This is a genomic window from Candidatus Woesearchaeota archaeon (assembly GCA_021734105.1).
In the GTDB taxonomy this organism is placed as follows: domain Archaea; phylum Nanobdellota; class Nanobdellia; order Woesearchaeales; family SKGA01; genus SKGA01.
On the sequence record JAIPJP010000002.1, the window covers coordinates 14532 to 28320 of the forward strand.

Annotated in this window: 10 protein-coding genes and 1 tRNA gene; 8 read left to right on the forward strand and 3 right to left on the reverse strand. The window is 35.4% G+C overall.

Going from position 1 to position 13789, the window contains the following annotated elements; all coding sequences use genetic code 11:
- The first annotated feature begins 46 nt into the window (after positions 1 to 46).
- The 5 genes from K9M74_00510 (at position 47) to K9M74_00530 (ending at position 5133) form a co-directional block, all read left to right on the forward strand.
- Positions 47 to 682, forward strand: coding sequence for a hypothetical protein (locus tag K9M74_00510; protein ID MCF7798365.1), 636 nt, complete (start codon positions 47 to 49; stop codon positions 680 to 682).
- A gap of 127 nt (positions 683 to 809) precedes the next feature.
- Complete coding sequence (locus K9M74_00515; GenBank protein MCF7798366.1) at positions 810 to 1271, forward strand: hypothetical protein; 462 nt, start codon at positions 810 to 812, stop codon at positions 1269 to 1271.
- An 18-nt stretch (positions 1272 to 1289) separates the two neighbouring features.
- Positions 1290 to 3518 carry a CDC48 family AAA ATPase gene (locus tag K9M74_00520; GenBank protein ID MCF7798367.1) on the forward strand — a complete coding sequence of 743 codons (2229 nt, stop codon included), beginning with the start codon at positions 1290 to 1292 and terminating at the stop codon, positions 3516 to 3518.
- Between the two features lie 264 nt (positions 3519 to 3782).
- On the forward strand, positions 3783 to 4838 hold the full coding sequence (locus K9M74_00525) for a deoxyhypusine synthase (GenBank protein ID MCF7798368.1): 1056 nt from the start codon (positions 3783 to 3785) through the stop codon (positions 4836 to 4838).
- 109 nt (positions 4839 to 4947) lie between these two features.
- Complete coding sequence (locus K9M74_00530) at positions 4948 to 5133, forward strand: hypothetical protein (protein MCF7798369.1); 186 nt, start codon at positions 4948 to 4950, stop codon at positions 5131 to 5133.
- Positions 5134 to 5305: 172 nt separating this feature from the next.
- Here K9M74_00530 and K9M74_00535 read toward each other — a convergent pair whose 3' ends face one another.
- On the reverse strand, positions 5306 to 7093 hold the full coding sequence (locus K9M74_00535; GenBank protein MCF7798370.1) for an ABC transporter ATP-binding protein/permease: 1788 nt from the start codon (positions 7091 to 7093) through the stop codon (positions 5306 to 5308).
- A 100-nt stretch (positions 7094 to 7193) separates the two neighbouring features.
- Between K9M74_00535 and gatD the strand changes: the two genes are divergently transcribed.
- Both gatD and gatE read left to right on the forward strand, forming a co-directional pair.
- Positions 7194 to 8492: a Glu-tRNA(Gln) amidotransferase subunit GatD gene (gatD, locus tag K9M74_00540; protein ID MCF7798371.1), complete on the forward strand. Its 1299-nt coding sequence runs from the start codon at positions 7194 to 7196 to the stop codon at positions 8490 to 8492.
- 21 nt (positions 8493 to 8513) lie between these two features.
- Positions 8514 to 10352: a Glu-tRNA(Gln) amidotransferase subunit GatE gene (gene gatE / locus K9M74_00545; protein ID MCF7798372.1), complete on the forward strand. Its 1839-nt coding sequence runs from the start codon at positions 8514 to 8516 to the stop codon at positions 10350 to 10352.
- Between the two features lie 5 nt (positions 10353 to 10357).
- Here the strand turns inward: gatE and K9M74_00550 are convergent, their stop codons facing one another.
- Together K9M74_00550 and K9M74_00555 are read right to left on the reverse strand one after the other, a co-directional pair.
- Positions 10358 to 11401, reverse strand: a complete 1044-nt coding sequence (locus K9M74_00550; GenBank protein ID MCF7798373.1) for a flippase-like domain-containing protein — start codon at positions 11399 to 11401, stop codon at positions 10358 to 10360.
- A gap of 42 nt (positions 11402 to 11443) precedes the next feature.
- Positions 11444 to 11570, reverse strand: a tRNA-Arg gene (locus K9M74_00555).
- Between the two features lie 116 nt (positions 11571 to 11686).
- On the opposite strand from K9M74_00555, the gene K9M74_00560 reads away from it, so the two are divergent.
- The gene (locus tag K9M74_00560) at positions 11687 to 13522 is read left to right on the forward strand and encodes a hypothetical protein (GenBank protein ID MCF7798374.1); all 1836 of its coding nucleotides are present in this window, start codon (positions 11687 to 11689) and stop codon (positions 13520 to 13522) included.
- The last annotated feature ends 267 nt before the right edge of the window (positions 13523 to 13789 follow it).

Sequence of the window (13789 nt, forward strand, 5' to 3'; positions counted from 1 at the left end):
TCATATCAAATAGAGAGTTTCAATAATATTTCCATGAGTAAATAATATGCATCATAAATTTTGTGTGTTTGATAACCGCTATGTACTTACAGGTACTTGGAATCCAACAAACCGAGGAACAAATGTAAACGATAATTATATTATGTTTATTGCTTCACAAAAAATGGCTGCACGATTCTTGCAAGAGTATGCGTTTATCGTATCTGGTGAAGTCCAGCCAGAACCACTTTTTCTGCATCTTGTAGAACAGCCTATTCAACTCTATTTTTGTCCAACACATCATTGTGAAACTCGGGTGCTTAGTGCACTCTCAAAAGCAAATGAATCCATACAAGTACTCGCGTTTTCATTTACGAGTAAACCAATTGCAGAACTTTTAGTGAATAAATCATTGGCAGGAGTGAATGTGAGTGTTGTCTTTGAGAAAACAAGAATTACTCGGTATAGCCAATACGAATATTTATCTGCAAATGGTGTTTCTGTCTTTAAGGATACAAACAAATACACTATGCACGAAAAACTATTTATTATAGATAATAATACAGTAATAGCAGGATCGTATAATCCAACACAATCAGCAACAACAAGAAATGAGGAAAATATATTAATAATACAAGATAAAGAACTCGCACAAGAATTTATTAGAGAATTTACAAGAATACTAAACCTTGCAAAACAATAGTATTAAGGTTTCTCGTTATAGTTCTTTAAAAACAACTAGTTTTCTTCACAGCAAACTTTAAATACTCACCAAGGCTCTTTCTTAGAGCGTGAAAACGCAATAAAGAAATGAACAGAAGGGTGGATATATGGCAATACTAAACTTTAATTTTAATAAAATTCTTGTAGAAAGAACGGGAAAAGCATCTAAACAAATGAATATCAAATCAGGCATGAATATTACTGATGTTATTTCTTCAGATGTCGTTAAAGGAACAGGTCAAAAAGCATACGCAATCAAATTTACGTTTGAAGTAAACTACGAACCAAAAGTAGCACAAATACTCCTGGAAGGAGCAATAACTTATCTTGCAGACGAAACACTTGGTAAAGAAATAGAGGAAACGTGGGCAAAAAATAAGCTCCTCCCCAAAAGCATTACGCTTAATGTTTTTAACAGAATATTACATAATTGTAATGTTGAAGCCTTAATCTTAAGCAAAGAACTTAGTTTACCAGCGCCAATTCAATTACCAAAAGTAAAAATGGCTGAAAATACTCAAGCTCCAGCTTCAAAAGATGACTCTTTAACTACAGAAGCAAACAAATAATTTTTTAGGTGAATATGCATGACCGATGTTCAACTCAAAGTAGCAGAAGCATTCCAAGACGATATTAGTAAAGGACTTGTTCGTATAGATAAATCTTTTATGGATGAACTAGGTGTAACCCCTGGAGATGTTGTTTCTCTTGCAGGCGAACGAATGTCTGTTGCAAAAGTAGAACGAAGTCTTCCAGGAGATATAGGTCTTGCAATCATTCGAATGGATGGGCTTACCAGAAGAAATGCAGGAGCAAGAATTGGCGAGTATGTTAAAATTGAAAAAATTGAAGCAGTAGCTGCACAACAAGTTACCATAGCACCAGCACGAGAAGGTATCAAAATAAAAATAGATAATCCGGAACTTCTAAATAGATTTTTACTTGGACGAGTTATGCAAAAAGGAGATCTCATCAGTTTAGGCACACACCAATTTCAATTCGCATTCGGTGATCTTAAATTTGTTGTCGCAGATACCAATCCAAAAAAACAACCAGTTTTTATTGGATCAACATCACAAGTAGATTGTTTAAGCGAAGCAGTAGAACTTAAAGATGAACCTGTCGTGCCAGAAGTAACCTATGAAGATATTGGAGGACTTGCCGACGAACTTGTTAAAATCAGAGAAATGATAGAACTACCTCTTCGACATCCAGAACTCTTTGATAGATTAGGTATTGAACCGCCAAAAGGAGTGCTCTTACACGGACCTCCCGGAACAGGAAAAACGCTTCTAGCAAAGGCTGTTGCAAACGAAACGAACAGTAATTTTTATGTTATTAATGGACCAGAAATTATGAGTAAATTTTATGGACAATCAGAAGAAAACCTCAGAAAAATTTTTGAAGAAGCAGAAAAAAGCGCGCCATCAATAATTTTTATTGATGAAATCGACGCGATTGCACCAAAACGAGAAGAAAGCAAAGGTGAAGTAGAACGAAGAGTTGTAGCACAACTCCTCACTATTATGGATGGTCTTGCATCTCGAGGACGAGTCGTTGTTATGGCAGCAACTAATATTCCTAACTCTATTGATCCCGCACTTCGAAGACCAGGACGATTTGATAGGGAACTAGAACTTGCAGCACCAGACGTTTCTGGGAGAGAAAACATTCTAAAAATTCATACAAGAAATATGCCTCTAGGTGGAAAAGTTGATTTGAAAATTCTTGCGCAATTAACCCATGGCTTTGTTGGTGCAGACCTTGCATCACTTGCTAAAGAAGCCGCAATGAATGTACTTCGAAAGTTACTTCCTGAACTAAAAGTTAGTGACGATGATACTGCTGTTATCCCACCAGAAATACTAGATAAAATTGTAATTACTCAAAAAGATTTAATTGATGCACTTAAAGTCGTACGACCAAGTGCTATGCGAGAAGTACTTATTGAAACACCGAGCACCAAATGGGCTGATATTGGTGGACTTGAAGATGTGAAACAAGAACTTATTGAAGCAGTAGAATGGCCGCTAAAACACAAACCCGTCTTTAAGAAATTAGGCGTTCGACCACCAAAAGGAGTGCTTATTTATGGTCCTCCAGGAACAGGAAAAACACTTCTAGCAAAAGCTGTTGCAAACGAAGCAGAAGCAAACTTTATTGCCATTAAAGGACCTGAATTATTATCTAAATGGGTCAATGAAACACCGCAATTGGTAAAAAAAATTTTTGATAAAGCACGTCAAGTAGCACCTTCGATAATTTTTATTGATGAAATTGATGCCATTGCAGAAAAAAGAGGTTCTGATGGTGGAAGAAATGCATCTTCGGGACATATGAATGCAGTAAATCAATTATTAACTGAAATGGATGGTTTACAAGGACTTAACGATGTTGTTGTTATTGCAGCAACAAACAGACCAGACACCATGGATACAGCTTTACTTCGACCAGGACGATTTGATAGAATAGTTTTAGCTAGTGTTCCAGATACTAAAGGTCGAGAAGCAATCTTTAAAGTTCATACTGAACACATGCCGCTTGCAGAAACAGTGGATATTAAAGATCTCGTTGCAAAAACAGATGGCTATGTAGGAGCTGATATTGAAGCAGTATGTCGAGAAGCAGCAATGTTTGAACTACGAAAAGATATGGATGCAACAGAAATTTCTAAAAAATCTTTTGATAAAGCACTTAAAAAAGTACGACCAAGTGCAAGCAAAGAAATACAAGCAGCATACGCCTCGCTTCAAGAACAATTTACTAGTGCTCGAGGTAAAGAGTTTAAAGAAGAACGTCCAAGTTATTATGGTTAAACATTAAGTTAAATAGGGCGTGTTTAACGCTGACTATAATTTGCTGATTAGGAGACTGGTGTTATTATCTTCTTGCTTTGTTCTATTTTAACGCATCATTTATAAATGAAAACGTGTTCTTTGTTTTTAATGGCCACTTTTAACGCTGTGAAATCAAACAGTTAAATACTTCTTTCTAGGTTGCATAGGCTTAATTTACTAGTGTTTTATTACTAGTTTATTATTTTATTTCTTAGAAAATATTTTACGAAAGAGGAGATTATAATGGTTGAACGATATGATGCATTAACAGACGAACAAATAAAAAAAGCGCATGACGCGAATTACGTAGTGCCAACCATGACACTTGATGACTGGACGAGCGTTGCAGGATATGATTTTGAAGGGGAGTTTGACGCTAACAAATTCTTTGAAAGTTTTTTTACCACAGGCTTTCAAGCAACAGATTTAGCGCGAGCAATAGGAACGCTTAAAGAAATGAAAGAAACGGGCGCGACCATATTTTTAGGATTTACGAGCAACATGGCTAGTTGTGGGGTGCGAGACATTATCACGTATCTTTGCAAACATAAACTGGTTGATGTGCTTGTTACCACCGTTGGTGGTGTTGAAGAAGATATTATGAAAACCATGAAGCCCTTTGTTTTGGGAAACTATGATGCGCCAGGAAAATTCTTACGAGATAATGGTATTAATAGAACGGGAAATATCTTTATTCCAAATGACCGCTACTTGTATTTTGAACGATTTATGCAACCATTCTTTAAACGTATAAATGAAGAATATAACCACGTTATTTCTACAAAAGATTTTTGCAAAGAAATAGGTAAAGAGGTAGATGACGAATCATCAATATATTATTGGTGTTATAAAAATGACATACCTGTTTTTTGTCCAGCACCAACAGATGGTTCAATTGGCGATCTTATGTTTTTCTTTAAACAAAAACATCCCGAATTTAAGATTGATTTAGCAGACGATATTGTAGACATAACTAAGATTGCAATGAACGCTGAAAAAACAGGCATAATTGCAATAGGCGGGTCAGTTCCTAAACATCATATTGCAAATGTTAATCTTTTTCGAGATGGAGCAGACTACGCCATTTATCTGACAACTGCCCATGAATTTGAAGGAAGCAACGCAGGAGCAAACCTTGAAGAAGCAATTAGCTGGGGAAAAGTAAAAGATAATGCCAAACGCGTAAAAGTTGTGGGTGATGCAAGTATTACTTTCCCGCTCTTAGTTGCAGGAGCCTTTAAACTGAATATGACTTCTCCTAATTCGAAGAACTTTGATTCTCAGTCACCACAACATTAATAAAGTAAAACTATCAAAAAGCTCTTATTATCCTTATGAGGTAGGTAAAATGTGTTTCCTAAAAAAACTATTTAATTGTAAAAAACGGTCTATAAAGACTAAATCTGTTGTGAAAACAACGAGTGTAACTAAAGCCAAGACTCCTAAAAAGAAGTCTGTTAAAAAAGCTCCTGTTAAGAAGGCTTCTATTAAGAAAGCACCTATAAAAAAAGTAAGCAAAAAAGCAGTAGTAAAAAAAGCAACTCCTAAGAAAAAGGTTTCTGTTAAAAAGAAGACTGTTAAGAAGAAAAACTAATTTTTTTTAAACTTTCTTTTTATACTGGCTAGTTAAAGAATTTTTTCTTTGGGGTTTATTCTTTTTTTTTAAGTTATATATTTTTTTTATCATAACTATTTGTTAATTACTATCTTGAGTAGAATGTTTCTTTTATAGTTGAGTGAATGTATCCTATTTGAAACTATTTCTGTTATTTTGTTGTTTTTTCATATTTTTTTAGTAAGCGTCTAAACGCGGCTGAATTTTTCTTTAACTCATTATAACTGCCACTAGCAATAATCTTGCCTTGTCTAAAAAAATAAATAGTATCAAACAACGGCAATAAGTGTAGTCGATGAATGGATGAAATAATTGTTTTTTGCTTAAACGACTTGAAAATATTTTTATAAATTTCTAACTCATTTTTAGCATCAACGCTACTTGTTGGCTCATCAAGCAGGATGATTTCTTTTCCTTCACTGGCAAACAAACCTCGGGCTAAAGCAAGCCGCTGCTTCTCACCACCGCTTAAATTGACTCCTTTTTCAACAATTGAAGAATTCCACTTATGTGGTAAGCGATTAACCACATCAGTAAACTTTGCAATATTGGTGTATTTCTTAATGTGCCCAAGACTTGCATACATGCCTACACTAATATTATCTTTAATTGTTGTTGTGAAAATTTCAGGATCCTGCGGAATGAGTGAAATATTGGTACTTAATTTACTAAAACCCTTGGAAATATATTTATCATCAACAAACACTTTTACCTTTCTAGGTTTGTAAAGTTCTCTAATAATCTTAAGCATCGTGGTTTTACCACTCCCACTTTCACCGATAAACGCAATTCTTTCTTTTCGTTTAATAGTTAAATTAATATTGTTCAAGTGCAAATGATGTCCCTTTATATCTTCATATTGAAAGTCTAACTTGTCTATACGAATAGTCTTCCAGTTATCTAGTTTTACTGGTTTAACTGTTTCTTTTTTAGTAAACAAATCAGAGATTTCTTCAGCATTAGCAACGTCAGCCCGCCATTTAACAATATCTCCATACCGATAAGCAAAATGATAAAAGAGGCTACCAATTTTTCCTGTATAGGCAAAGAGTGCAGAAACTGTACCAACCATGACAACGGTTCCAGATTTCATATTCTGATAAAAATATACGCCAATTACTAAAAAACTCATGATGACTACGCACATGGAGACAAAAAACCATTTGAGTTCAATAAGCTTATTAGTTTTTACATCATAATGATATGGCTCAATCATCTTGCGAAAAATAGCGCCTGAAACAAGGCGTTGAATACGCAAAATAATAACTGTTGTGATGTTACTTAAGGTATCAAAGATTTTAGCAGCAATACCATTATACATTTTATTCAATTTCTTAATTCGTTTGATAAGAAACTTATCCATTTTAACAACAATGAATAAGGTGATGATTATCATACCAAGAACAATGTAACTAGAGCTTACGTTAAAATAAACAAGCGCGATATATGAGGTTAAAAATTTAACAATGAATTGGACCACTTCAAACGTTCTTGTACCGAATGCACGCAAACCCTCACTTGCTTTTTCAATTTTGTCAATGGTATCGCCAGAATGATGATCTGCATGCCACTTTGCAGGCAAATCCATAGTGCCATCAAGCAAATGTTTTCGGTAATTAATTTTAGCAATAAAACCATTGGCCATTTCCATGACTCGAGCAGGACCATGAAACACCCAAAATAACATCTCTATTCCAATAAATGATGCAAGCCACCATAATAACGTTTTAAAATTTTCTTCTATAATGCCTTGCACTTGAATAATATTAAGCACTTTTGCAATGATGAGGGGTTCTAGAAACATTAAACTCTGTGCTAGTATGAATAAAACTAAGTATATGACAAGATTTCTTCTATTGCCTTCAGAGAACTCCCAGAGTTTTTTAAACATAAAAACAATAGGGCCTTGTTTAGACTTATCTTTAACCATTACATCCACACAACCATTAGATGATGCAAATCCTTTAAAAAGATTTGGTAGCTACTGGGCAACACTGCCGCGCAATATTTATAACTGAAAAGAATTATCTCTTAACAATATGGATATATCAAGCATACCCCTACTGTCCAAAGTTTCTCTTCAAACATCCCAACATACTTACGAGGGCCTCTTTATGCCTTTGGATGGCGATTATGTAGTTATTAAACTTACTTCAGGCTATAATGTTGGTATTCACCCAAAACACATACAACAGGTGAAGATTTTAGAAGAGTCACGAGTGCCTCGTCAAGAAACATCATTATCCATACAACAAGACACCTCGTTGCCTGTTGTCAAAATATTGCATACTGGAGGAACTATCGCCTCAAAAGTAGATTATACGACAGGTGGAGTGAATGCAGCGTTTGACCCTGCAGAATTACTACAACTATTCCCAGAACTAAAAAATATTGCTCGCATTGAAAGTGAATTCTTAGGAAACATGTGGAGTGATGACTTTCGATTTGCGCATTTTAACCAAATAGCAACAAAAATATTTCAAGGAGCACAACAAGGCATCACAAAATTTATTGTAGGAAGTGGTACAGACTTCTTGCATTATCTTTCGGCAGCACTCTCTTTTATTCTCAAAGACGTTTCTGTGAGCGTTCTTGTCGTAGGAAGTCAACGAAGTAGTGATCGAGGAAGCAGCGATGCTGCAATGAATCTTATTTGCGCGACACAATTTCTAGTTAACACTCCCTGTAGCGGTGTAAGCGTTTGTATGCACGGTTCGCAAAGCGACGATGCGTGTCACATTATTTCAGGAACGCACGCAAGAAAAATGCATAGCTCAAGACGAGACGCGTTTCAACCAATTAATGATGAAATCATTGCAACTATTCATTATCAAGACGGGTCAATTATTCTTAATAAAGAACTTAGTCAAACACAAACAAAACAATTACCAACAGCGCTTCCACTTTTTAACGAGCAACTCAAAGTAGGATTGCTTTATTCAAAGCCACAACTTTTTGAAGAAGAACTTGCAGTTTATGAAACGTTTGATGGACTAGTGTTAGCGGGCTCGGGTCTTGGACAATTTCCTGTGAGTGTTCCAAATGATAACTGCGCAGAACACGAACAAATTTTCAAAACACTTGTAATCTTAGCAAAAAAAATACCAGTTGTGATGAGTGTGCAAACTATTTATGGGCGAGTGCATATGAACGTGTATAGTCCTGCACGACGACTTCAAGACATAGGTATACTTGGCCACGGCTCAACAATGATGCCGGAAGTAGCCTACATTAAACTTGCATGGCTCTTAAGTAATTACTCGCCAGAAGAAACTAGAAAACTCTTTATGCAAGATATTGTTGGTGAATTGAATAATTATGAATCAAATAGAATATAATCTTTATACTTGTAACGAACTATGAAACTTAAAACTGACATTACGGAAAGCGACCATAAAGAACTCGGTCTAAAGTGTGGACTAGAAATACATCAACAGCTAGAAGGCAAAAAGTTATTCTGTAATTGCCCCACAGTTATTCGAGATGATACGCCTGACTTTGAAATAATCCGCAATCTTCGAGCAAGCGCAGGAGAAAGCGGCGATGTTGATGCAGCAGCACTAGCCGAAACAAAGAAGGAAAAGTATTTTTTGTATGAGGGTTATGATGATACCACTTGTCTTGTGGAGCAGGATGAAGAACCGCCAGGGGAAGTAAATTCAGCCGCTCTGCGTTCTGCTATTCAGGTTGCAAAGCTACTTAATATGAACATTGTTGATCAACTCCGCTTCATGAGAAAAACAGTTGTAAATGGTTCAAACACATCGGGCTTTCAACGAACAGGTCTTGTCGCAACACAAGGTATGCTAAGAACAGGGAAAGGAAAATTTTGTGGTGTAGAATCACTTGGCCTTGAAGAAGACTCCTGTAAAGACATAGAAAAAACAACTGATTACACCAAATATAATTTATCTCGATTAGGCATTCCTCTCTTAGAACTTGCAACAGCACCAGACATTAGCACGCCAGACGAAGCAAAAGACGTTGCAGAATATATTGGTATGATTATGCGAAGCCTGCCGAACGTGAAGCGAGGACTAGGAACTATTAGACAAGACGTGAATATCTCCATAGCTAAAGGTGTTCGCGTAGAAATTAAAGGAGCGCAAGACCTTAAGATGATTCCAACAATTCTGCGTAATGAAATGCTCAGGCAACATAATCTTTTAGACATATTTGAAGAACTTAATAAGCGAGGAGCAACAGTTGGTAAAGACATTATTGATGTAACTTCTCTTTTTACTTCAAGCACATCAAAAGTAATTACTACGGCCCTTGCAAAAGATACTGGCGTGGTGCTTGCGCTACCTCTTTATAGTTTTGGAGGACTAACCAAACTAGAAACGCAGCCAGGACGACGTTATGGAAGCGAGCTTTCTGACTATGCAAAAGTGATGGGCGTTGCAGGATTATTTCATGCAGATGAATTACCAAACTATGGCATAACTCAAGCAGAAAAAGATAATGTATTTGCAGAGCTGAAACTTGATGCAACCAAAGATAATTTTTTACTCATTGCTGATACTACAGATGTTGCACAGCGAGCACTTAGTAATGCCCAAGACAGAGCAGCAGACTTTACACTACGTAAAGAAGTAAGAACAGCAAAACCAGATGGCACAAGCGTCTTTATGCGCCCCATGCCAGGTGCCTCGCGTATGTACCCAGAAACAGATGTGAAACCAATTGTTATAGATGCAGATGCAGTTAAGATTCCCGAACTACTCAGTGAGAAGATTGGAAAGCTTGTTAAACAATTTGGCATCGCAGAAGATATTGCAAAACGATTACTTAAAGACGGCATTGATCTACCTGCATTAACAAAGAAATATCCGAACCTAAAAGCAGCCTTTATTATTGATACCTATTATTCATTACCTTCCATGATTAAGAAAAAACAAGGTGTGGATGTAGATATTATTTCTCATGCAGATACACTTTTTGCAAAACTTAATGATAATAAAATAACTAAAGATTCTTTTGAAGAATTACTTGCTCTTTTATCGCAAGGAAAAGAAGTTGATTGGTCTACATATGAATTGGTTGATATTGCAGATATTACCGATGATGTGAAAGCAATCATTGTAGAGATGAAAGGAGCGCCAATGGGCGCAATCATCGGCAAAGTCATGAATAAGTATAAAGGACGTGTAGATGGTAAAGAACTTGCAAAACTTGTTGCGCAACTTCATAAATAATTTTTTTAAATTCTCTCTTTTGGTTTTTTAATACCGCCTTGCTCTAAACTGTTCATATATGCTTTTCTAATGTTAAAGCCATAGATACTCAGGATACCTACACCTATTAACGTCCATAAGAAATCTCGAGCCCTAATAACAATAGAAAGCGCAACACCTGCTGCAACATTAAGCCGAAGCATTGCAAAGACAGAAATTTGAGCAGCTTCTAAAACACCTAACGCTAAAGGTATGGGGATTAAATAAGCAAAACCAAGAACGGTAATAATAAGAAATAATCCTGCAAAGCTAATTTCGCCGATGCCAAAAATCATGAGTACGCTTTTGTATTCAATAAACATTAAAAGCCAAGCAGCTGTGGTAATAAACATGATTTTGTTAAACACTACTTTATGATCTTTTCGAAATGCAATCATCCACCCATCCATTTCAATAATATTCTCTTCCCACTTTTGTAATTTTTTTATTCTATTGAGTCGAAGAAAACGAAACAATCCCAAAATAAGATTTTTATCACTAATAATTAAAAAATAAAACCAAGTTAATAATACAATCATGATAACTACTAAAATAACCATGCCAATAACTAAGTTTTCAGGAAGGGCTAGTGTTAATAATGCAATAATAATGCCGAATACAAATAATACTCCAGTTATTGCAAGTTCAGCAATTTTATCAATAGCAACTGTTGAGAAACCTCTGCGAAACGTAGCTCCTTGTCGTTGCAGAAGCATTGCCCGAAGAGGCTCGCCGCCAACTTTAGCAACAGGAGTAATAAAACTAATACCAAAACCAACAATACGATACAGAAATGTTTTCCAAAACGAAATCTTGATTTGTGCAGTCTTAATAATTAAATGCCAACGCCAAGTGTGGAGCAACATAATACTTATGCTCGCAAGAATAAATCCCCACATAGCAAGACTGTTTCCATGTTGAAATGAATTAATAACATTAAGTAAAGGAATTTCTTGAAAAACCTTTGCAACAATAGCAATACCAATAAGAACTGAAATAACTACCGTGGCAACAGTCCAATGCTTTTTCATGCTATTTTCCTGAATTCGTTTATTTAAATAGTGCTAGGATAACGGACCTGGGAGGATTCGAACCCCCGACCTATTCCTTAGGAGGGAATCGCTCTATTTGCCCCGAAAACAGAATTCTGCCTTTCAGTGTTCTGCATTCCGTCACTCGCCCAGGGTGAGCTACAGCTCCATGATTTTAAGGGACGTTGTTTAGCTATTAAAGTTACTTATTTTCTTTCTGCTTTTAATCGTTAGTTTTATAAATGAGTTCACCTAAAATTAGGTTTGATTAGGGTGGGTAACACGATGAATGTACATATAATGAGGCGAAGCATAGCTTTTTTTATTGCAACTCTTGTGCTGCTTTTTGCAGTTCAAGGAGCTCTAGCTGCAGAAGACCGCTCATTTACCGTTGTTAACTCTAAAGATTGGCAAGATTTATTTTTAGGAACAATATATGCTTCAGCAACAAATTCAGATATTATCTTTTTTACCAACCTTGCAGATACACAACTCAAGACAAAAATGATGACGCTTGATGATTCCATTATGGTTTTTGAATCAAAAAATAATCCTGTCGTCAAAAATTATCCTTCTCTGCTTAAAGTTAATGGCTATAATGACTATGACTCCATTTTTTATGATTCATTTCACGATTTGCAAGAAATTATGGTTGATGATTTAGGAAACGAAATAGAGGGCTATTTTGTTTTTGAAGCATCCTTTGGAATGAACCCTGTTGCAGCAACACCTTACATTGTTAAAAAAAATTATTTTCCTCTTTTTTTAGATGAACAAAGTAAGCGTTTTATTAAATCAACAACGAATAATGAAGAAACATTTATTGTCGGGCGTGTACCTATACGTTTTGCACAAGATTTGCAAGGAACACGCATAGATGGTTTTTCTTATGAATCATTAGAAACAGTGACTAATTTAGTTATAGATGAATTTCCTGATTCTGAATGGGGATTGCTTACACGTATAGATCTTGTTGACTTAGAATCCATTAAAAAACCTCTTCCAGTTCTTGTTTATTATGGGGATGAATATATAGATACATTAGCTAATTTAGTTAAGCAAACAGATATTTCAAATTTTGAAGTAATCGGCGGTCCAACAGTTGATATCGCGCGAACATTAGAAATTCGTTCACAACGAAACCTCAACTTTATGTTAAAATATGGTCGACGGGTGACAAACTATCCAGGTTATACAAACGAAGTACTTGATTTAGATTCTGTACGATTCGCTTACCCTGTAGAATTATTAGATATTGTTAATGCGACCTACTATGAAGCAATGGGCATTTTAGCAATTACCTATGAAAATCAAGGAAATGTAGATTTACTTCACTTTTCAAACTTAGAATTTGCAGGTTCAGCACTTTCCGATGTCATGACGCATTTTATTCTAGAGCAAGAACAAAAAACAATTCCTTTTCAAATACTTCCCGAAACAGAAAAGTTTGATTTAACAGTAACTACTCGATATGGAGAATCCATTCCTTTAAAATTTGAAATTGGATCAGATAAAGATACGCTTTTTTATCAAGAAGAGGTAGCTGTTATTTCAGATTATCAAGAAACAGCAGAGATAGAGTATGTTTCCTCAATTTTTGATACGACTACAGGAGAACTAGAACTTGTTTATAACAATCCAACAGCAAAGCCAGTGCATATTTATGCTGAACTTATTGTTTCTAATGCCGATGTAGTATCATCCCCTGTCATTACCATTCAACCTGGCGAAAAAGAAGACTTGGTTGTTGCAACACCATTTATTTCAGATGAATTCATTGTTGGGCAAACTATAGATGTTATTACTTATTATGGTCACCGAGATACGCTTTTAAGTCAAACAAATAGTTTTGTAGTGAAAGCAAAAGGACCTTTTAGTGCGCTTACTGGTTGGGTAACGCTTGATTATGATAATAAACCTGTTGGCGCGAGCGTGACTACATTACTTATCTTAGCAATCATTGCAGGCATTATATTCTTTATTTTGAAACGAAGAAAACAAGATACTGCTCCTAAAAAACCAACAAAATCGCTAAAATCATCAACAAAACGTTCTTTACCTAAAAAAAAGTCTGCGAATAAGTCATCAAAGAAATCAACAAGAAAGTCTTCGCGCAAATAATTTTTTTTCTTTTTCTTACTGTTTAACTAATTTATTTCTTTGTAACATATTTAACCATTATTTAATTAGGTTCTGTTGCTAGCGTGCTAACTTGAACAGTGTAATGGATTTTTGATGATTTTATTTATGTATGTTTCTTTTTTTGTCCGTATTCATTGATGACAACAAAGAATTTCTCTGTGTTCTTAAGCGTTAAATTTATAAATGAAGACCATCACAGTAATAGTAATTAACTTTTGTGGGAAGTAGTTATTGGAAGGGTGTGGA

Coding starts and splice junctions, on each gene's coding strand:
- K9M74_00510 (MCF7798365.1), top strand. CDS start 47: ATGCATCATAAATTTTGTGTGTTTGATAACCGCTATGTACTTACAGGT.
- K9M74_00515 (MCF7798366.1), top strand. CDS start 810: ATGGCAATACTAAACTTTAATTTTAATAAAATTCTTGTAGAAAGAACG.
- K9M74_00520 (MCF7798367.1), top strand. CDS start 1,290: ATGACCGATGTTCAACTCAAAGTAGCAGAAGCATTCCAAGACGATATT.
- K9M74_00525 (MCF7798368.1), top strand. CDS start 3,783: ATGGTTGAACGATATGATGCATTAACAGACGAACAAATAAAAAAAGCG.
- gatD (MCF7798371.1), top strand. CDS start 7,194: ATGGATATATCAAGCATACCCCTACTGTCCAAAGTTTCTCTTCAAACA.
- gatE (MCF7798372.1), top strand. CDS start 8,514: ATGAAACTTAAAACTGACATTACGGAAAGCGACCATAAAGAACTCGGT.
- K9M74_00550 (MCF7798373.1), bottom strand. CDS start 11,401: ATGAAAAAGCATTGGACTGTTGCCACGGTAGTTATTTCAGTTCTTATT.
- K9M74_00560 (MCF7798374.1), top strand. CDS start 11,687: ATGAATGTACATATAATGAGGCGAAGCATAGCTTTTTTTATTGCAACT.